Origin of the sequence: Arthrobacter sp. UYCu511, assembly GCF_040547105.1 — a bacterium.
In the GTDB taxonomy this organism is placed as follows: Bacteria; Actinomycetota; Actinomycetes; order Actinomycetales; family Micrococcaceae; genus Specibacter; species Specibacter psychrochitiniphilus.
The window spans coordinates 18,500-39,053 of record NZ_JBEPPB010000016.1 but is presented as its reverse complement, the minus strand read 5'-3'; the positions used below and the strand labels follow the sequence as shown (position 1 = coordinate 39,053).

Genomic DNA, 20,554 nt, shown 5'->3' with positions numbered 1-20,554 from the left:
GAACCGCCAAAGATGCTCTGCAGTCGCTGTCGAGGATCTTCTTTGTCGCCGAAAACCTTTGCCGCTAGTTCGCTCTGCATAGTTCCATCCTGTCTATGTTGCCTTTTGGACAGTCTAAGCAAAGACCAAGCACGTTATCGAGCCTATCCCGCAAGCCGGTCGACCCCCGGCCCGTGGATTCATGCGCGCGCTGGAGCTGAAAAGTCGCTCCATGGCAGTTCCAGAGGGGAACCCAAGGCTCCCCATACGGGACATTTAAGCCGTTGTGAATCATTGACCATTACGGCCAACACGGAAAGCGGACATAATCCATTCCCGATCGGCGTTGACGCCACGGCGATCGCGGTGCACGCGACCGATTGAGAATCTACATAGAAATCTGTATAGTTCATATATGACCACCATGACGATCACAGAAGCATCACGTGCCGGCTTGTCCTCCTTAGTTGCCTCGGCTGAAGCGGGAAACGACGTGCCACTTTCCCGACATGGCCGGGTCGTCGCCGAAGTTGTTTCCGCTGAGGAAATCTCCAGCCTTCGGCGGGACCGTGACACTCTGCGCGATGCAGCTCTCGTCATGGCTCGTTTCGCCACCGACAGCGGCGTCCGCACCGATCTAGACCAGGCCATGGAATTCTTTGGATTCACCCGTGCTGAGCTGGAGGCCGAGATTGCTGCCGACATCGCCGCAGGGCGAGCGTGAGCCCACACCCGCAGCGCGTCTGCGTCGTTCGACTCACCGAAGATGCCGTTGCCGACCTTCACCGGCTCAGTAAGAAAGACCCTCAGATCGTCCGCACCGTCTTCAAGAAGATGCTGCTCTTGGAGCGCTCGACCAACGCAGGCGAACCCCTGTTGGGCGCCTTGATTGGTTTCCGCAAACTTGTTGTAGGGGACCGCGATTGGCGCATTGTCTGGAGAGTCACCGCAGACACAGATGGCACACCAATCCTTGACATCTCCGAAATATGGGCCGTGGGCGTTAGGTCGGACAGAGAAATCTACGAAGAACTCAAAGCACGAGTCGCACGGATAGGAGATGACCCCAAGCTTCAACCGCTAAAAGACGTCATCACCCAAATGGGACGTCTTTACGAATCCGTTGAAGCTGCCGCAGAACCCACCAGGGAATCCACTCTTCCGAGCTGGCTTCAGACCGCCCTCCGCGATCAACTCAACCTTGCCCCGGAAGAAATCTTCAACCTGACCGAACAGCAAGGTCAAGAGTTGTTGATGGAACACTGGTCCAACCAGCGCAAGGAATAGGCACTCAAGCCTCGCGAGCCAGACCAATTGATCGACAAGGAATTCCGGCAGTAGGCGACCATGTCATGCCAAAACAAATGGTGTCGGTTTGGTTGCCCAGATTTCGTCGACCCGTTGCCAATGTTCGCAACCAAGTCTCGACGAACCTACTATTACCTTGCACCGAGCCCCGGCGTAAGATAATCACCAATGACAGCGACCTCCAGGTGAGCGGGCACCTCACACATGGCACACTCTGCCCAGAAGTTGAACCTGAATCCGCACAGGGTCACCGGCCCATCCAGTGGCACTCCCCTTTTATTCCCCTTTTTCAACCAAGAACGACGGCAGTCCACGACACGCCATAGCCTTTGGAACCCATGAAGTAGCGCGGAAACACGCGGATTTTGGCAGTCAACGACAACAGGCAAATCCAGATGATGAGTTTCTCTTGGTCGTGGGTTCAATTCCCGCCCGGGGCACCAATGTGATGTCTCGGGCCATAGTTGCCACTATGTCGCGGGACACGGTTCCGCCTTGATGTGGGAACGCAAAGGGTTACACCTCGGACTTCGGACCGGAGCGTATCTTTTTTCTTTCCGCTCCTTATACCGGTCCCAGGGACCACGTTCTGGATCCCCATGCCGTGCTCCGCAAACTTTGATGCGCAGCTGCCCGTCTCCAGATGCCAGACCAGCATCTATAGCCGCCGCCACTCCGGTCAAAAGCACGCACTAGCGAGAAACACTGAACTCACCTGGAAACCTTGAGAAAGTGACTATCAGGAATTGGCCCTCCTGTCCCTGTACTTCCGGTGAGGCATGACATCGAAGCGAGCAGGATTTGCCTGTATGGCGGCAACCAGATTATCCTCGCCGATACTCAGATTCACTATCCACCCCGCCACGCCCAAAAACGAAACCGCTCCCACCGGACATAATCAAGCAGCGCTTTGAGGCAGGCCGGTGGATCAAGGTTTACCGGTGGATCACGGCTCAGGCGATCAATGCATCGGCGATCGCCAGGACGTCATCGAGAATCCCCAGGCCCAGGCTTGCATCCTCCACGCTGATGTTGCAAGGGGGCACTACGTGAATGCGGTTGAAGTTGGTGAAGGTAATTAGGCCCTTCTCCTTGGCTGCCGCCACGATCTGGCTCATTTCCGGCGATGAGCCACCGTAGGGCGCCAAGGGCTCACGTGTTTGGCGGTCCTTGACAAGTTCAATGGCCCAGAACACACCCATTCCACGGACCTCACCCACGGAGCGGTGACGCTCGGCGAAGCCGCGCAACGCTGGGCCGATGACGCTCTCACCCAAGGTGGCCGCGTGCCCCACTATGCCCTCATCCTCCATGGCATTGATGGTTGCGACGGCCGCCGCAGTTGCCAGCGGGTGGCCTGAGTATGTGAGGCCGCCCGGGTAGACGCGCGAGCCAAAAGTCGCCGCGATGGCCGGGCTGATGGCAACGCCGCCCAGCGGCACGTACCCGGAGTTCACCCCCTTGGCAAAGGTCAACAAATCGGGCACAACGTCAAAGTGGTCAACGGCAAACCACTTTCCGGTACGCCCAAAACCTGCCATGACTTCATCGGCAATGAACACGATCCCATACTTGGTGCACAGTTCACGCACGCCCTGCAGGTATCCGGGCGGCGGGACCTGAATGCCGGCGGTTCCCGGGATGCTCTCCAGGATCAGCGCGGCAATCGTGGCGGGCCCCTCAAGGGCGATCAGCTGATCGAGATGCTCCAACGCACGCTGACATTCCTCTTCCTCGGTGGTGGCGTGGAAGGCCGTGCGGTACAGGTACGGCGGGAAGAAATGCACGGTACCCGTGCTGGCGTTGTCGCTGGGCCACCTGCGGGGATCACCTGTCATGTTGATGGCAAGCTGAGTTCCACCGTGGTAGGAACGGTAGGCGGAAAGCACTTTGTGCTTGCCCGTGTGCAAGCGCGCCATCCGCACGGCGTGTTCGTTGGCGTCGGCCCCGCCGTTGGTGAAGAAGATTCGATCCAGCTCACCCGGTGTGCGCTCGGCAATCAGGCGGGCAGCCTCCGAACGGGCAGCATTGGCGTAGCTGGGGGCGATGGTGCACAAGGTAGTGGCCTGCGCCGCAATGGCCGCCACCACGGCGGGATGTTGGTGGCCAATGTTGGTGTTGACCAGCTGGGAGGAAAAGTCGAGGTACTTCTTCCCCTCCCCAGCCCACAGGTAGGAGCCTTGGGCGGCGGTGACAACCATGGGATTGATCGAATCCTGTGCCGACCACGAATGAAACACATGCTTGCGGTCAAGCTCCCAGGTGCGGTGGGCATCTTCGGTGATGCCGGTCTGAGGCCCGGTACCGCTTTCAATGATGGACGTCATTATTTTCTCCTTTAGTTCTCTGCGAATTTCTCTGCGGTTGGTCGGTTAGACGTTCTGGGGGAAGCCGAGGTCGATGCCACGGTTGCTCGGGTCCGACCAGCGGGTGGTGACGGCTTTGCCTCGGGTGAAGAAGTTCACACCCTCTGTTCCGTGCGCATGGGTGTCGCCAAAGAGGGAGTTCTTCCAGCCGCCGAAGGAATAGTAGGCCATCGGAACGGGGACGGGGATGTTGATGCCCACCATGCCCACCTGCACCTCATTTTCGAAGCGGCGGGCGGCACCGCCGTCGCTGGTGAAAATAGCGGTGCCGTTGCCGTAGGGACTGCCGTTGACCAGCGCCAGTGCTTCGTCAAAGCTGTCCACGCGCAGGACCGAGAGAACCGGGCCAAAGATTTCATCCGTGTAGATGCTCATGTCCGTGCTGACGTTGTCGAAGAGGGTGGGGCCTAGGAAGAATCCGCTGCCTTCGGCGTCGGGCGCCACGTTCCGGCCATCCACCACAAGGGTTGCCCCAGCGGCCTCTCCGGCATCAACATAGCCGGAAACTTTTTCCAGGTGGGCCGCTGAAACAAGCGGTCCCATGTCAGAACCGCGCAGCCCGTCGCCTGTGCGCAGCTCACCGGCGCGCTGGGCAATCTTTCCGACCAGTTCATCAGCTATGCCACCCACGGCAACCAAGGCAGAGATCGCCATGCAACGTTCGCCCGCCGAGCCGAAGCCGGCGTTGATGGCGGCATCGGCGGCTAGGTCCAGCTCCGCGTCGGGCAGGACGATCATGTGGTTCTTGGCCCCACCGAGCGCCTGGACCCGCTTGCCGTTGGCTGTTGCCGTCTTGTACACGTACTGGGCGATGGGAGTGGAACCAACAAAGGATACAGCCATAATGTCGGGGTGGGTCAACAACGAGTCAACGGCAACCTTGTCGCCCTGCACCACGTTGAACACGCCGTCAGGCAGGCCAGCCTCTTTCCATAATTCCGCCATCCAGATGGCTGCTGTGGGAACCTTTTCGCTGGGCTTGAGGATCACGGTATTGCCCGCGGCAATGGCCAGCGGGAAGAACCACATGGGCACCATGGCTGGGAAGTTGAAAGGGCTGATGATGGCGACCGGGCCCAGGGCCTGGCGGACGGAGTGGATGTCAACCTTGGTTGAGGCGTTCTCCGTGTAGGAGCCCTTGATCAGGTGCGCGATGCCACAGGCGAACTCAACCACTTCCTGGCCGCGGGAAACTTCCCCGAGTGCGTCATCGAGCACCTTGCCATGTTCGGCCGTGATGATCGCTGCCAATTCACCCTTGCGGGCGTTGAGCAGTTCACGGAATGCGAAGAGGACCTGGGTGCGGCGGGCAAGGGACGCATCACGCCATGCCGGGAAGGCGGCCTTGGCCGCAGCCACGGCTACATCAACATCTTCGGCGCGGGCCAACACCACGTTTCCTGTGACCTTACCCGTGGCTGGGTTGGTGACCTCTGAGGTGCGCTCGCCTGCCTTGACCGGGCTGCCGTTGATCCAATGCTCAATGGTGTTCACGTTATCTCCTGTTGATGAATTCCAATGCGAGGTGTTCTCCCCGGCGTTGACTCCAGTCTGCCGCGGTTCAAACACAGACGATAGGAGCCATGTGTAAAGAATTCAATGAGATCCATTACACTGTGTAAATGCTGCCAACATTGCGCTCTATCCTGAACCTGCCTGTGGTCCGCGCTGCCGATCCCGAAATCCTGGGCGGGGACGGCAGTTTGGGCGGGGACGGTGGCCTTGATACTCCCGTCCGGTGGGTCCACGTCAGTGAGTTGCTGGATTTGGCCGGGCTGCTCTCTGGTGGCGAGTTGGTCCTCACTACCGGCCTTGAGCTGGATAAGGACCCGGGCCGCACCGCTGCGTACATCCGCTCCCTTGAAACCGCGGGCGCAGCCGGGCTGATCATCGAGCGCACAGCACCGAGGGAAAGTACCACGGCGGCACTCAAGGATGCAGCCAAGGCGGCGGGAATGCCGATCGCCGTGGTGCACCGCCGTGTCAGGTTCGTTGAAATCACCGAGATCGTGCACAGGATGATCGTTGCCGAACAGCTGGAGAAAGTGGAACACGCAAGGGATGTCCATGAGGCGTTCACCGTCTTAAGCCTTGAAAGCGCCGGGACCGCGCAAGTGGTGGAACAGGCCGCGGCGATGATTGGGGCACCCGTGGTGCTTGAGGACCTCCAACATCATGCCCTGGCCTTTTCGGCGCAGGGCTTACCCGCCGCAGAATTGCTCCACGATTGGGAGCGGCGCTCCCGCACAACTCCTCCGGCCCGGCCCGCCGCCGATTCAACGGCAAGAGCTAACACCGTGGCTCGTAGCGGTCCGGAGGGCTGGCTGCAGGTTCCGGTTGGCATTAAAGCTCAGCTGTGGGGACGTTTGGTGGTGCCGCTGCCACCGGACAGCGTCCACGAGGACGAGGCGGCGGTTATGGTCCTTGAGCGCGCGGCCCAGACGCTTGCTATCAACCGGCTGGCCGAGAGGGATCAGCGCGGGCTCTCCGAACAAGCCCAAGCAGGCCTGCTCAGCGCCCTGCGCCAACCACGCGGACTGACCGAGGCCGAGGCGCTGGCTCGCGCCGGGTCCCTGGGCTTGAAACGCTCACCCTTCTACCTGCCCCTGGTCTTTCGCAGCCTGCATCAGGACTCATCCCCGGGCGATCCCCTAGCCAACCAGCAGCAAGAGCGGGCGCTGCTTGAACTCCTGGGCACGGCCTTGAAATCCACGGCGGGCAATGCGCTCACGGCCAGCATCGAGTCGGGTTCAGTGGGCATGCTCCTTGGCCTTGCGGCCAAGGAACTCGAAGACCACACCCTTCAGCGCCTGGCGGCTGCACTCTCCACCCAGGTGGGCCACGGCGAAGGTGACTTAGCCGCCCGCTGGATCATCGGCGTCGGACGCTACCGCTCAACGCTACTTGAGGCGGCCGCAGGCATTGACGAAGCCACGCACGTGGCAGACACAGCGGCAACGTTGCGCAAACAAGACAGGGCTTACTACCGGGCCACGGACATCAGGCTGGGCGGCCTGTTGGCCCTAATTCGCAACGATCCGCGCGTGCAGCAATTTGCCGAGTCCGAGCTGGAAACCGTCCTGGCGGCCGAGGCCGAAGGCGCACAGGGATACTTGGAGCTACTGGGCCGCTATCTCGACTCCGGAGGCAACAAGGCGGCCATGGCCCGCAGCGGATACCTGAGCCGGCCAACCCTGTATGCCCGCCTCGCCAAGTTGGAACAGCTCCTGGAGGTTGACCTAGACGACCCTGAATCGCGGACGTCACTGCACGTGGCACTGATGCTGCACAGGCTTCGCGGCCAGTAGCCTCCCCGCGCCTCAACCTGCCGGTGCCTGATCGGCGCGGTACCTCAACGGTCCGGCACCTCAACGGCGCGTTATTCGCTGGCGAAGTACACCTTGCGCAACGTCTCGGTGACGGTCCAGGCTGTGCGTTGGCCGGCGCGGAGGCGGACAACGTCCCCTGCGGCGATGTCCAGCGCGTGTCCTGTACCGAGGAATTCGATGCGGGCCCTGCCGGCGAGCACAACGAAGACCTCCTCGGCCTCGGTGTCGGTTGCGGTCCCGGGCGTCATTTCCCAAATGCCCACGCTGACGCCATCCAAGCCTTCAAGCTCGTGAATCGCGGTACTGGGGTTTCCCGCCAGCACGTCCTCGGCGGGGATCCGCTGGTGCTCCAGCTCAAGGCCGGGCGCCGAAAACCATTCGGCAGTCTTGACACTCATTGGTGTGTTCCTTTGTTGGAAAGTGGAGTGCGGGTGCCGCGGCTTATGCTGCACCCGCACAGGTTTAAGAGTCGAAACCAAGCCCGACGGCGTCGAGCGTCTTCAGGATCACGTTGCGTTTGCCCTCGTTGTGGTCCGCGCGGTCCATGGACCAGCGGGTCAGGTTGATGCCTATGGACGCGAGCGGCTCAGGCGGGAACGGCAACGGCCGTTTGCTGACCATCTCAAGACGGGTCCGCTCGGTGTCCTTGCCTGCGAGCAGGTCCAGCATGACATCGGCGGCAAACCTGGTTGCCCCCACCCCCAGCCCGGTGAATCCTGCCGCGTAGGCCACCCGCCCCTTGCGGGCCGTGCCGAAGAACGCGCAGAACTGGGTGCTTGAATCGATGCCACCACCCCACTTGTGGGAGAACTTCAGGCCTTCAAGCTGCGGGAAGGTGGTAAAAAAGTGGCTGGCCAGCTTCGCGAAGGACTCCTCCCGCAACTCATATTCTTCCTTGACCTTCCGGCCCGGATAATAAACGGCGTCATACCCTCCGAAGAGGATGCGGTTGTCCTTGCTCAGACGGTAGTAGTGGAATTGGTTGGCCATGTCCCCGATGCCGTGGCGGTTCTTCCAGCCAATCGAAGCGAGCTGCTCGGCCGAGAGCGGCTCGGTCATGAGTGCATAGTCGTAGACAGGGACAGTCATGAGGCTGTTGCGCTTGAGCAGTGAGGGGAACACGTTGGTGCCGAGGGCCACCTGCTTACCCGTAACACTGCTAGTGACACCACCCGAGACTGACTCAACGCGCACGCCATGAGCCTGATCCTCCAGGCTGGTAACAGGTGACTGCTCAAAGATGCGGACACCTAGCTCGCTCACAACACGTGCCAACTCGGCAACCAGCTTCGCGGGATGGACCATGGCTGTATCGTCCTTGAACCACCGCCCGGCAAGGTACGTCGGTGAGTTCACCAGCGAACGTACGCCGTCCTGGTCGAAGAACTCGCCACCTTCTTCATCGCCCTCCAGCCAGGGCACCTGATGCGGTTCCACTGCTACGTTCAGCTGCCCGGTCCGCTCGAATTCGCAGTCCATCGAGTAACGTTCGACTGTTTCGGCGATACCGTCAAGATTTTCCATGCCAAGGCGTTCCAGCTGCTCCAGTTCCTTGGGCCAGCGATTCTTACCGTTTTCATAGCCATGCGTGAGGCTTGCCTCGCAGAAGCCGCCGTTGCGCCCGGAAGCAGCCCAGCCAAGACGCTGCGCCTCAACCACGACGACGTCCAGGCTAGGGTTGCGCTCCTTGGCCCGCAATGCGGTCCACAGCCCGGTGTAGCCACCACCGACTATCACCAGATCGGCCTGCAACTTCCCCTCAAGGCGAGGGTAGCGAATCACGTCCGGCCCTAGATCATCGATCCAAAACGGACGGGGAACAGTTCCTGACAATGATGCTTCCACAACGGCTGAGCTGGGGAATTTCCGTTCAAATACGGTGGTATGCACTTAAATCTCTCCTACTTGGGCGGCCGTCCCGTCACCGGAAACCTTGGTGGCGTGACAGCCTTGAGTAACGAATTTAGACTGGCTGGTCCTGCCAGAGAAGTTGGGGACGGGAGTTGATGAGTGTCCGGGTGTACTCGCTGGCAGGGGCGCCCAGGATCTGCGCGGTTGAACCTTGTTCAACGATCACCCCGTCCCGCAACACCAACAGTTCCGAGCAAAGCCGTGAGACCACGGCAAGGTCATGGGTGACGAAGAGGATTGTCAGACCCAATTGATCCCTGAGTTCTTCCACGAGTTCCAGCACCTGGGCCTGGACCGAAACGTCCAGGGCGCTGGTGGCTTCATCCAGGACCAGCAGCTTGGGCCTGGCGGCCAAAGCCTTGGCGATGGCAACACGCTGGCGCTGACCACCTGAGAGCGCACGGGGCTTGGAATCGAACCGTTCCGGACCAATGCCCACCCGGTCAAGGAGTTCCCTTGCGCTTTGTAAGGCCGCGCTGCGAGTCTGCCCTTGATGGAGCCGGAAAACATCGGCAACGGCCTTGCCCACGGGAATCCGGGGATCAAGGGAGAGGTACGGATCCTGGAAAACGATCTGTACGTCCTTGGCCAAAAGCTTGCGCTCACCGGCCTTCAGAGCACGGTGAGCCCGGGGCCGGCCGCTAACTTCCAGCTCCCCGGCGTCGGGCGTTTCAAGGGCAACGATCATACGAGCCAGGGTGGATTTCCCCGAACCCGACTCACCCACAACACCCAGCGAACCGCCCTTGGCCAGCGTAAAGCTTGCATTGTTCAGCGCGTTGAGGATCTCCCCTCCGGGCAGCGTGTAGCGCCGGCACAGTCCCTCAACCCGCAATAGCGGGCTCTGATCGTCTTGGACAGGAACTGCAGGAACCTTGTCAATGTCGATGCTTGGTGTTGCCGCGATGAGCTGGCGCGTGTAGTCCGCCTGCGGGCTGGTGAAGACCTGGCGCGACCCGCCGTGCTCAACAACCTCGCCCTTGCGCAATACGTAGACCCTGTCACACAGCGAGCCTGCGAGGTTCAGGTCATGGGTAATAAAGAGCATGCCCATGCCGCGGGCCTGCTGCTGTTCGCGCAGCAGCGTGACAATCCCAGCCTGAGTGGTGACATCAAGGGCTGTTGTTGGCTCATCGCACAGCAACAACTCGGGCGAGTCAAGCAGCGCCGCCGCAATCATGACCCTTTGGAGCATGCCGCCGGAGAGCTGATGCGGGTACTGGCGCATCATTTCCTTGGCGCGGCGCAGGCCCACCTGCTCCAGCTGGGCCACGGCCTGGGCCTCGGCCTCTTGCCGGCTAAGTCCGCGCCAGCGCACCAGCGTCTCTGTGACAAAATCGCCTACGGTCCGCACCGGGTTGATGCCGGCGCGCGGGTCCTGGAAGATCATCGAGGCGCGGTTGCGGCGCAGCTCCAGCAGCTTGGTTCCGGAGGCTGTGGTGGTGTCAAGTCCGCGAACCTTCACCGAACCGCTCAGGCGTGAGGTCTCGGGGAAGAGGCCCAACGCCGCCCGTGTGGTCAGTGACTTTCCTGAACCAGACTCACCCACCAAGGCCACGGCCTCGCCTTCGTCCACGTGTAGGCTCACATCACTGAGCAGGTTCCCGCGGCCGGGAAAGGCCATGGAGAACTGTTCAATTTCAAGGAGTTTACTCATGAGAGGTTTCCGCCAATCCGATCGGAAAGTTCCTCACCGATCACGTTGATTGAGACAACAATAAGGACCACCACCAGTGCCGGCAGCAGGGCGGGCATGAGACTTCCGCTAAGCAAAGCCCCGCGGGCCTCCTCGATCATGGCTCCCCAGTCAGAAGTTGGTGGTTGAATGCCAAGGCCAATGAAGGACAGTGCGGCAAGATCGGCCAGGACGTAACCAAAATTCAGGGTGGACTGGGCGCCCACAGTGGGGACCAGGTTTGGCAGCACGCGGCCAAGCACCACCCAGGAGGTCCTGAAACCAAGCACGCGGTAGGCCTGAACGTAGGGCCGGGAGCGCTCAGATATGACCAGCTGCTGGGTCAAACGGGCAACGTAGGGAATGTAGCTGATGGTCATGGCGATGATCGGCGCCACGAGTCCCTTGCCGAACAGTGCAATCGCCAGCATGGAGAGTAGGAGTGCGGGGAAGGCAAAGACGAGGTCGAAGATACGGCTCAGCAGTGCGCTGATCCAGCCATCGCTCCACCCCGCAGCCAGGCCCAGCAGCAAACCAAAGATAGTAGATGCCACAACCACAATCAACGGACCAACCAGTGAGGTACGCCCGCCAAACATGAGCCGGCTCAGTAGGTCACGGCCCATGGCGTCAGTGCCAAGCCAGTGGGCCAGGCTGGGGCCGCTCAGAACATTCTCAAGGTCCACATAGTTCGGATCGTACGGTGCAATGAAGGGGGCCAGGACTGAGAGGAGGACAACGGTGAGCGCCACCACCACTGCTGCCCAGCCAACCGTTGAGAACATGCTTCCATAGCGGCGTTTTGATAGGCCGGGAAGAAGCGTTGCTGTGAGAGTCATCGGGACTCCGTTCCTGCTGCGATTCGAGGGTCAAGGAGGGGCTGGATCAGATCAACAATGGTGTTGGCCACAACGAAGGCGGTGACGACGATCATGACGATTGCCTGCACCACGGAGAAGTCGAGGCGGTCGATTGACTGCACCAGCAGCCCGCCAATTCCGGCTAGGCCGAAGGTTTGCTCCACGATGGCGCTTGAGACCAGAAGTCCGGCAATCAGAACGCCGCTCACGGTCAAGATGGGGGCCATGGCGTTGCGGAGAACGTGCCTGAAAACTACTGCGCTGGGTTTCAGACCGCGGCTGGTGGCCACCTCAACGTGTTCACGGGTCAGCTGCTCATTCATGGAGGACCGAGTAACCCTGGCCATGAAGGCAATGTAGGTGACGCCAAGGGCCAGTGACGGCAGGGTTAGATGCCAGAGCCTGTCCAATCCGCCGCTTCCACTGCCAAAGGAGGGGAACCAGCCGAGCTGGACGGAGAACAGTGCCGTCAGGGCAATCGCGGCAACGAAGGGCGGAATGGCGCCAGCGGCCGTGACTGAGATCAGGATGAAACGGTCCCAGCCACCCTTGTTCAAGCTGGCCAAGATTCCGGCCGCTAATCCAAGGACGGTAATGAAGACTGCGGCCAGTGCCACGAGTTCAAGTGTCACGGGAAGCCGGGCCAGCAGCACCTCGCTGACATCCTGGCGGTAGGCAAGGGAGCGGCCCCAATCTCCATGGAGAATTCCGCCCACCCAGGAAAGGTATTGCTCTACGGGCGGCTTGTCCAGACCATATTGCTTGGTGATAGCAGCCAGTGCCGCGGGGTTGGGGCTGCGGCCACGCAAGAGGAACCGTGCGGGGTCCCCCGGGAGGATGAATCGCGAGAAGAAGACGATCAGCGAGGCGAAGAACAAGGTGATGAGCAGGGTTGCCACCTTGCGAATCACAAAGATCACCGGCGATGCCTTCAGCTTCTTCTTTGTGCCACGCGTTGACGGGGCCGGAGCCGCCACTATGTCAGTTACAGCCATGGTTACCGGCCTCCGATCGTTGCTGCCCACGGGAAGTACATGTAGTTGATTGACGGGGCCACACCGGTAATGCGCTTGCCCAGCCACAAGGAGGTGACTGTTTCATAGAGCGGGGACCACACCACCTCATCGCTGGCGATCTTGGCGGCCTGCGCCGTCAGTTGGGCTTTGGCATCGGGATCCTTGGTTCCGATTGCCTCGTTGACCAGGTCATCGAACTCGGTGTTTGACCAGCCCCCATAATTGCTGAAGTCCCCTGTGCGTAGCACCGTGTACATTTCAAGCGGTTCGGCACTTGAGAGGTACCAGGACGTCTCAAAGATATCGATCCCCTTGCGGGCTTCCGGGTCCGAGAACAACGTGGTGTATTTGTCATTGGACATGGTCAGAATTTCGGGCTCCAGGCCAATTTCCTTGGCGGCCGAGGCGACGGCCCGGGAGGCGATGTCAAAGGCGGCCGTGATGGACGCCGTCGCGTAGACGAACTTCTTCCCCGTTGCGCCGGCATCCTTAACGAGGCGTTTGGCTTCTTCGAGATCGTAGTCAAGGGTTTGTAGCTCGCCGAAGGCTGCATCGACGGTAGCGGGTTTGGCCCCGATCCAGACGTTTTTGGTTGTCAGCCCATTAGTCACGCTCCCGTAGCCCTGTTCTGCGGCCCGCAGCAACGCCTCTCGATTGATCGCCATCATGAGGGCCTTGCGGACGCGGACATCAGCGAAGACCCCCTCAAGATTGGAGGTGACGAGGCTTTGCACCGAAGTGTCGGTACCGAAGTACATGTTCCCTGCGTCAGTATTTGCCTTCAGAATGTCAATGGCATTTGAGGGAACCTGCCAGCTTCCGTCGATCTCACCGGTCTGTAGGGCATTGGTGCGTGCGGTGGCATCGGGAAGGATTTGGAAGGACATCTCCTTCGCCTTGGCCTTGGCCTCCGGATCCCAATAGTTATCAAAGCGCTTCAGGCTGATGCTTTCCCCCGGTGCCCAGTTATCAAACATGAAGGGGCCCGTGCAGTTCACGCCGGTTGAAGAATTACCGTAATCGGTACCTGCCTCGGCGAGGGTCTTGGCCGATTCGATGACGCCCGGCGCACCCACAAGAGCTGAGTTCAGGCCGTAGTCCGGGGTTGTTGTGGTGATGGTGACCTCATAGTCGCCGGTCTTTTCAATGGAAGCTACACGATCAAAAGAGGAAGCCCAGAACGAGCCAACTTCTTCGCTCTGGTGGCGTTGGAGCGAGGCCACAACGTCGTCGGCGCTCATGAGTGAGCCATCATGGAAGTGCACGCCCTGACGGATGGTGTACACCCAGGTCAGGTCATCAAGTTGTTCAAACTTCGTGGCCAGTCCTGGAGATGTGGTGAGGTCCGCGTTCCAGCTAAAGAGGGACTCACACATGTTCGAGAGCACCAGGTTATCCGAATAATCGAAAGCATAGGCGTAGTCCAGTGAGAACGGCTCTGCGTAGAGCGCCCAGCTGAAACTATCGATTTCCTTGCTGGGATTGGGTGTTGTGGCGCTGAGCTCGAACTTAGGGGCGCCGTCGTCGTTGCCAATCGCGGCGGGTCCGCAGCCGGTGAGCATGAGGGCAACAGCCGAACAGCCGGCCACTCCAGGGCCAATCCGTCTCAGCCAGGTGCTAAATCGGGTCATGGGTTTCCTCCACAAATAGTGACTTGCGCTGGGGAAGTCACTGGCTCACGCCCCGGGCAAAGACAAGCTCGCCGGCAATCCAGGTTTGGTCCACTTGGACCGTGTGCAAATCCTGCGAGGGGATGTCAAAGAGGTTTTTATCAAGAATTGCCAGGTCGGCGAGGGCCCCGGGACGGATGGTGCCGGTGGCCGCATCGAGGTGATTGACCCATGCAGTGCCCTGAGTGTAGGCATCGAGGATCGCTTTAAGCGTGAGCTTGTGCTGCTTCGGTCCCAACGCGGGCAGCGAGCCACCCGGTTCCACCCTGTTCACCGCCACGTGAATGGCCAGAATCGGGTTGGGAGAAGAGACCGCCCAGTCACTGCCGGCGGCCAGATGGGCACCTGCGGCAGCAAGTTCACCGAAGGGATAGTGGCGCTGGACGGCGCCGTCCTCCATGAACGGTAAGGTCAGTTCGTCAAGCTGTTCTTCGTGGCACGCCCAGAGTGCTTGGATGTTGGCTGTTGCGCCGATGGCTGCGAAACGCGGCGCGTCCTCACTGCGCACCACCTGAAGGTGCGCCAGGTGGTGCCGGTTGCCGCTGGGACCATTGACGGTCAGGGCATGCTCGACGGCGTCAAGGGCGTCTGTGACTGCGCGGTCCCCCAAGGCATGAAAATGGACTTGCATGCCGTTGGCGTCCAGATCTGTGACGAACTGGCGCATCTGGCCGGGTTCAAAGAATTCAATCCCGTGGTTGTCAGTAGCGTGTCCGTGATTGTCACGGTAGGGGGCGTGCATAGCTGCGGTGAAGTTCTCGGCTACGCCGTCAACCATGACCTTTACCGTTCCCGCCGAAAGCCGCAGCGGGTCGCAGGAGGCCGCGATTTGATCGCGCCGTGCCAGGATTCCCTCGATCTGCTCAGGGCCAGCGGCCCGGTCCCACCACTGGGCTGCGCGGACGCGAACCTTCAGTTCGTTAGCCTCAAGCGCCTGGCGGTAGACCGCCAGGGTGTCACCGAAACCTTCCTCGGAGGCACCCACCCAGGCGTCTTGCCAGGCGGTAATTCCGTAGGAAACCATGAGCTCTTGGGCCCACAGCAACCCCTCACGGGCCTGACCGGGCGCAATGCCCGGGTGCACATGGTCAAAGAGCCCCATGGCGCCTTCATGAACGGTTCCGGCAGGATAGCCATCGGCCTCACGCTCAAGACGGCCGCTGGCGGGGTCATGGGTTGAGGCGTCAATACCGGCCACTTCAAAGGCCTTGGTGTTGGCCCAGGCTCCGTGATGGTCGCGGTTCTGAATCAAGACGGGGCGGTCCGAGACCACGGCGTCAAGCATCTGGCGTGTGGGCGTTCCGCCCGGAAACAGGTCCATGGCCCAGCCTGCGCCAATGATCCAGGGCTCATCCGGGTGGCTCTGTGCATAGTCACGAACAGCGGCAACTGCTTCATCTGCGGTGGTTGCCTCATTGAGATCGCACTGCAGGTGTTCAACGCCCGCCATGATGGGATGCACGTGCGCATCTTGAAAGCCCGGAATAAGGAGACGTCCACGCAGGTCAACATGGTGTGTATCCCTGGTTACAAAGGCTGAAAGCTCATCAAGGCTCCCAATGGCCAGCACGCGGCCTTCCCCGATGGCCACCGCTGCAGGGCGGGGGCCCTGCTCCAAACCTGTGTAGACCAAGCCATTGCCAAAAATCGTTGACGCGACTGTCATCGTGTACCCCTCGATAGAACGTTGTGTTGCACGTCACGTTATGCGGCAAAATTGAGAATGTCAATGACGTTGACAATGGCATTGACATTAGCGTTGACTGTGGTCAGCGATTCTCATGTAGCGTGGAATCAAAGAAGCAAATCAATCAATTTTTGGAAGAGACGGTGCTACATGGCTATCCCCAGCCCCGTTCTAGCGGATGAACTCCCCCCCGAACGGCGTGTGCGGCTCGATGCAGACACCATCATCGACGCCGTACTGGTACTTGCCCGCGACGAACCACAGTCGCGATTTACTTTCAAGAGCCTCGGCGAGGCTCTTGGTGCCAACCCAACCGCCATGTACCGCCACTTCCGCAATCGTGACGCAATCCTGCAGGCAGCGCTGGACAGATTGTTCACCATGGCGCTTGAGGAAGCCACGACGGCTCAGGCTCCTAAAGAATGGCGCCCTCGGCTTGAGTGCTACCTCAATGCCGTAGTCGATGTCTTCATCAAATACCCGTCCATTGGCTGCGACTCCTTCGCTACGGACACCTTTGGCCAGGGCGAGCTGCACGCCATCGAATTTGTCCTTTTGTGCCTCAAGGATGCCGGCCTGTCCGGTGAGCGCATAGTGCATTATTACGGCGCCCTGGAAAGCTTCACTCTGGGCCATGGCTCAGGACTGGCCCAAGAAGTATTGGCGAAACCAAACTCCGATGGCCACGAGCCCTGGTTGGAGGCAATTGCCGTGGCCTCAGTCACCGGTTTCCCGCTGATCCAGGAACATCGCCAGCGCCTTCTTGACCTCGACGGCATAAGCGTTTTCCAGGCAGGCCTGGGCGCCATTCTCGATTCGGTGGAGCGCGACGGTACCCGCTAGACCACGGGGCGCGGCAGGACGCCGCGCCACGGCCTTACCCCACCCATCCCAAGGGAGCATGATGTACCAGTTCATCAACGGCAGCATCCGGCAGGGCTCATCGGCCCAGACGCACGACGTCGTCAATCCGGCCACGGGCGCCATCGTCGCTACCGTGGACCTCGCCAACGAGGACGACGTCGACAGTGCCGTGGCCGCCGCCCGCGCCGCGTTCCCCGCGTGGGCGCGCACGCCACCTGGCGAGCGCTCGGCGATCCTGCACCGCCTTGGTGCAATCCTGAGCGAACGCGCGGAGGAATTCGCTCAGGTCGAGAGCAGCCAAACAGGCAAGCCGCTGCGGCTGACACGGAATTTTGACGTGCCGGGCACCATCGACAATGTGGAGTTCTTCGCCGGCGCCGCCCGCCACCTTGAAGGCAAGGCCACGGGCGAATATTCGCCCGAGCACACCTCAAGCATTCGCCGTGAGGCCATCGGTGTTATCGGCTCCATCGCGCCGTGGAACTATCCGCTGCAGATGGCCGGATGGAAAATCCTGCCAGCCATTGCTGCGGGTAACACGATTGTGCTCAAGCCGGCCGAGATCACTCCACTGACCTCGGTGATGTTCGCCCAGGCGCTCCATGATGCGGGGCTGCCGCCCGGCGTCGTCAATGTCTTGGTGGGCACTGGCACTGAGGTTGGCGCGGCACTTATGGCACACGGGGACGTGGACATGGTCTCCTTCACCGGATCCACGGCGGTGGGCCGCACTGTCATGGAGGCCGCGGCTGCAACCACGAAGCGGGTTCACCTTGAGCTAGGCGGCAAGGCGCCGTTCGTGGTGTTTGAGGATGCCGATGTTGACGCGGCAGTCCATGGCGCCGTTGCAGGAAGCCTGATCAATTCAGGTCAGGATTGCACCGCCGCAACCCGCGCGATTGTGCACCGCTCCGTCTACCAGGAGTTCACCGACAAGCTGGCTCAGCGCTTCAGGGACATCCGTCTGGGCATGCAGGAGGACGACGGCGCGGACATCGGATCGCTGGTTTCCTTCAAGCACCGCGACCACGTGGCCGGGATGGTCGAGCGGGCCCGATGCTATGCGAAGGTCATTGCCGGCGGGGACATCCCCACCGACGGAGCTCTCGCTCAGGGCGCTTTCTACCCGGCGACTCTCGTTATCGATGCGGCACCCGAGAGCGAGATCGTCAAGGACGAAGTTTTTGGGCCCGTGCTGGTTGTCCTGCCGTTCGACGACGACGACGAGGCCATCCGCCTTGCCAATGACACCGTCTACGGGCTGGCAGCATCGGCCTGGACAAGCAATCTGCAGAAGGCACTGCGCGCCACCCGCGAAATCCATGCCGGTTGTGTGTGGGTCAATGACCACATCCCCATCATCTCCGAGATGCCCCATGGCGGCTTCAAGCAATCGGGCTTCGGCAAGGACATGAGCGCGTACTCCCTCGAGGAATACACACAGGTCAAGCACGTCATGTTCGAACTGACCGGCGCCGCCGAGAAGGACTGGCACCGCACCATCTTCGCGCTGCGCTAAGGCAGGTGTCCTCACGGGGGTGTCTTCTCATGGGAGGTGTCTTCTCATGGGGTGCCTTCTCATGGGGCGCTCCAGATGAAAACTGCCTGCAGGACTGCTGCTGCGCGGTAGCTGAGTGCAAGTTTGTCCTAACTTTGTCCTAACGGGCGGCCAGTCCGCGCCGTGGGAGCGGCCAATCGCGTGATCAACAGGCTCAGTCAGCAGATTTCTGAGATTCTGCAGTTTCCATTGTGGGGCAGGCCACGTAGGCGCCGGTCAGCAAAGCCGTCAGTGCCGTATCCAGATCCCGTTCAGGCTTTGGCGGCGGTGGCGCGTCCCTCGCGGACTTGCCCGCCTTCTGGGGCCTGAACGGCGTACTCATAGCCCACTGGGCATCAGAAAAACGATGTAACGCGATTTCACCCAAAAATTATCTCAACCCCCTGATCACACCATGAGGAGATACGTCTCAACTCCCAACCATAAGCAGCACGGTTACTTGATGGGAATGTTCCTTGCCCATCCCGAATCCAGTATAAGAAACTCGATGGCCTTCAGCCGGTCGTTGAGTTCGGCCGCGCCCAGTCGAGGTCTTCGGCCCTGTGAACGCTCACGTCTGTGCCCTTGGGAAGGCATTCCCGGAGCAGTGGAGTACTTACCCAAGGGCATCGAGCTCAACAATCGCCCGCACTATCTGGACTCCATCACCGGCGAGCTCACCGCCCGCCCCCGGGCAGTCTTGGGATTCCTCACACCAAGGGAAGTATTCACCAAGCTACTCAACGAGGATGTTGCTAAGACGGCTTGACACCGCCAACCGTGGAGTTTGCCTTATTTGCAATACTCTAAATAGAGGCTGTTTTGGTTTTCGATGAGCAGTTGGGGGAATGAACATGAAAAATGTCTTCATGCGTGGGCCATCAGCGCGGAGCTCAAGCAGCGGCAGTGGGGAGCGCGTCATGATCCTCACTGCAGGAGTGGGATCGGGGCACAACAGCGCCGCGGCGGCGGTCCAACAGGCGTGCGCCGCGCGCACGGACATCGTCGAGGTGTTGGTGCTGGATGTGCTGCAGGTCAGTAGCGCACTCTACCGCGACGTGCTCGGGAAGGGTTACTTCGTCTTGGTCAGGGAGTTGCCGTGGCTGGTCGAGTGGGGCTATGACGCCAGTGATCCGCCGTTCGGACGCCGCGGTCCAATCGACCCCTGGACTCGGGTGAATGCGGTTCCGGTCATCCGTGCGATCAAACGATTCCGACCCACCGCTATCGTGTGCACGCACTTCTTGCCAGCCCAGCTGATGGCATCACTTCTTCTTCGCGGCGTGATCGAGGCTAGAACTGCTGTGGTCACCACCGACTACGACTTCCAGGGCCTGTGGCTTACGAGCGCATTCCACATGCTCTTCGTGGCCAGGGAGGAGGGGCACGTGGAGCTGACGGCGCTCGGTCTGCCTCCTGACCGCGTCGCGGCCACGGGGATCCCGATCGCGGCTATGCCGGATGTTGCCCCCGTGCGCGATGTCAGTGAGCCCCCGATGCTGTTGATCTCGGCAGGTGCGAAAGGAGGTGACTATGCCGTCGCGGTGGTGCGGCAGATGCTGCATATGCGCTCCCCCTTCACGGCCACAATTGTGTGTGGTTACAACGACGCGCTGAGGCAGCGCATCGAGGCGCTCGTAGCCTCCGCCGGTGACCGCTACCGTGTCCTCGGCTTCACAACGGAAATGCCGGCGCTGCTGCGCCGCGCAGACCTTTTCGTGGGAAAACCGGGCGGGTTGACGGCATCGGAGTGCATGGCTGCAGGGCTGCCCATGGTGCTGGTCAACCCCATCCCGGGGCAGGAGGTCCGCAACGGTGATTATCTGATGGAACAGGGGGCGGCTGTTCGCTGCAACAATACTGCCACCATCGGCTGGAAGATCGACGAGTTGCTGCGCGAGCCGGGCCGGTTGCAACGAATGCAAGCGGCAGCGCAGGGAATCGGCCGCCCTGACGCGGCGGCTGACGTACTGCACGGTTTGCTCGACGGGCCGTTCCGTCCTCTGGTGGTCACCCGTGCGGCGCAAAAAACGATCCTTACATCTAGCGGGGATCACTTCGTCGCGACTGACCTCACGGGTCCATCCTCGCTGGTCCGGCTGGTCGAGCAGGCCACAGGCAGTACGGTGGCGCTGCTGCGATCGGAGGAACTGGGCGATCTGCAGAAGCGGTATGCGGCTCCGGACGGGGGGCTGTTACTGCGGCGTGACGTTGCACCGCTCTCACTTCGGTGGGAAGCGCGGCGGTTGCTCCGCGCCATGCTCAAAGGCGACGACGTGCTCCCCGTCCGCGTTGAGGCACTGTCGGCACACCCTCGCACCTTCCCCGGGTGACCGGGCGCGACCCGTACCG

The 20,554-nt window shown here is 60.9% G+C and carries 16 protein-coding genes; 7 read left to right on the top strand and 9 right to left on the bottom strand.

Annotation, left to right across the window (positions count from 1 at the left end; genetic code table 11):
• The first annotated feature begins 394 nt into the window (after positions 1–394).
• A complete protein-coding gene (locus ABIB48_RS17005) occupies positions 395–703 on the top strand; it encodes a type II toxin-antitoxin system Phd/YefM family antitoxin (protein ID WP_170120953.1) in 309 nt (102 codons plus the stop codon).
• A complete protein-coding gene (locus ABIB48_RS17000; RefSeq protein WP_110106287.1) occupies positions 700–1,266 on the top strand; it encodes a type II toxin-antitoxin system RelE family toxin in 567 nt (188 codons plus the stop codon). The genes ABIB48_RS17005 and ABIB48_RS17000 overlap by 4 nt, the downstream gene beginning before the upstream one ends.
• A 974-nt stretch (positions 1,267–2,240) precedes the next feature.
• Here ABIB48_RS17000 and ABIB48_RS16995 read toward each other — a convergent pair.
• Both ABIB48_RS16995 and ABIB48_RS16990 read right to left on the bottom strand, forming a co-directional pair.
• Complete coding sequence (locus tag ABIB48_RS16995) at positions 2,241–3,614, bottom strand: aspartate aminotransferase family protein (RefSeq protein WP_354213707.1); 1,374 nt, start codon at positions 3,612–3,614, stop codon at positions 2,241–2,243.
• A 45-nt stretch (positions 3,615–3,659) separates the two neighbouring features.
• Positions 3,660–5,147, bottom strand: coding sequence for a CoA-acylating methylmalonate-semialdehyde dehydrogenase (locus ABIB48_RS16990; RefSeq protein WP_354213706.1), 1,488 nt, complete (start codon positions 5,145–5,147; stop codon positions 3,660–3,662).
• 128 nt (positions 5,148–5,275) lie between these two features.
• Between ABIB48_RS16990 and ABIB48_RS16985 the strand changes: the two genes are divergently transcribed.
• Positions 5,276–6,961, top strand: a complete 1,686-nt coding sequence (locus ABIB48_RS16985; protein WP_354213705.1) for a PucR family transcriptional regulator — start codon at positions 5,276–5,278, stop codon at positions 6,959–6,961.
• 71 nt (positions 6,962–7,032) lie between these two features.
• On the opposite strand, the gene ABIB48_RS16980 is transcribed toward ABIB48_RS16985, so the two are convergent.
• The 7 genes from ABIB48_RS16980 to ABIB48_RS16950 form a co-directional block, all read right to left on the bottom strand.
• Positions 7,033–7,380 (bottom strand): cupin domain-containing protein, encoded by a 348-nt coding sequence (locus ABIB48_RS16980; RefSeq protein WP_315913508.1) that lies wholly within the window; start codon positions 7,378–7,380, stop codon positions 7,033–7,035.
• Between the two features lie 64 nt (positions 7,381–7,444).
• Entirely contained in the window at positions 7,445–8,872 is a 1,428-nt protein-coding gene (locus ABIB48_RS16975) for an NAD(P)/FAD-dependent oxidoreductase (RefSeq protein ID WP_354213704.1), read from the bottom strand.
• 73 nt (positions 8,873–8,945) lie between these two features.
• Positions 8,946–10,550, bottom strand: a complete 1,605-nt coding sequence (locus ABIB48_RS16970) for a dipeptide ABC transporter ATP-binding protein (RefSeq protein WP_354213703.1) — start codon at positions 10,548–10,550, stop codon at positions 8,946–8,948.
• Complete coding sequence (locus ABIB48_RS16965; protein WP_110106280.1) at positions 10,547–11,407, bottom strand: ABC transporter permease; 861 nt, start codon at positions 11,405–11,407, stop codon at positions 10,547–10,549. Before ABIB48_RS16965 ends, ABIB48_RS16970 begins: the two co-directional genes overlap by 4 nt.
• A complete protein-coding gene (locus ABIB48_RS16960; RefSeq protein WP_354213702.1) occupies positions 11,404–12,423 on the bottom strand; it encodes an ABC transporter permease in 1,020 nt (339 codons plus the stop codon). The genes ABIB48_RS16965 and ABIB48_RS16960 overlap by 4 nt, the downstream gene beginning before the upstream one ends.
• A 2-nt stretch (positions 12,424–12,425) precedes the next feature.
• A complete protein-coding gene (locus ABIB48_RS16955; protein WP_354213701.1) occupies positions 12,426–14,075 on the bottom strand; it encodes an ABC transporter substrate-binding protein in 1,650 nt (549 codons plus the stop codon).
• A gap of 37 nt (positions 14,076–14,112) precedes the next feature.
• Entirely contained in the window at positions 14,113–15,780 is a 1,668-nt protein-coding gene (locus ABIB48_RS16950) for an amidohydrolase (RefSeq protein ID WP_354213700.1), read from the bottom strand.
• Positions 15,781–15,951: 171 nt separating this feature from the next.
• On the opposite strand from ABIB48_RS16950, the gene ABIB48_RS16945 reads away from it, so the two are divergent.
• The 4 genes from ABIB48_RS16945 (at position 15,952) to ABIB48_RS16930 (ending at position 20,535) form a co-directional block, all read left to right on the top strand.
• Positions 15,952–16,644: a TetR/AcrR family transcriptional regulator gene (locus ABIB48_RS16945; RefSeq protein WP_354213699.1), complete on the top strand. Its 693-nt coding sequence runs from the start codon at positions 15,952–15,954 to the stop codon at positions 16,642–16,644.
• 61 nt (positions 16,645–16,705) lie between these two features.
• Complete coding sequence (locus ABIB48_RS16940) at positions 16,706–18,184, top strand: gamma-aminobutyraldehyde dehydrogenase (protein ID WP_354213738.1); 1,479 nt, start codon at positions 16,706–16,708, stop codon at positions 18,182–18,184.
• A gap of 625 nt (positions 18,185–18,809) precedes the next feature.
• A complete protein-coding gene (locus ABIB48_RS16935) occupies positions 18,810–18,971 on the top strand; it encodes a hypothetical protein (RefSeq protein WP_170120955.1) in 162 nt (53 codons plus the stop codon).
• A gap of 100 nt (positions 18,972–19,071) precedes the next feature.
• Positions 19,072–20,535, top strand: coding sequence for an MGDG synthase family glycosyltransferase (locus ABIB48_RS16930; protein ID WP_110106494.1), 1,464 nt, complete (start codon positions 19,072–19,074; stop codon positions 20,533–20,535).
• Positions 20,536–20,554 lie beyond the last annotated feature (19 nt).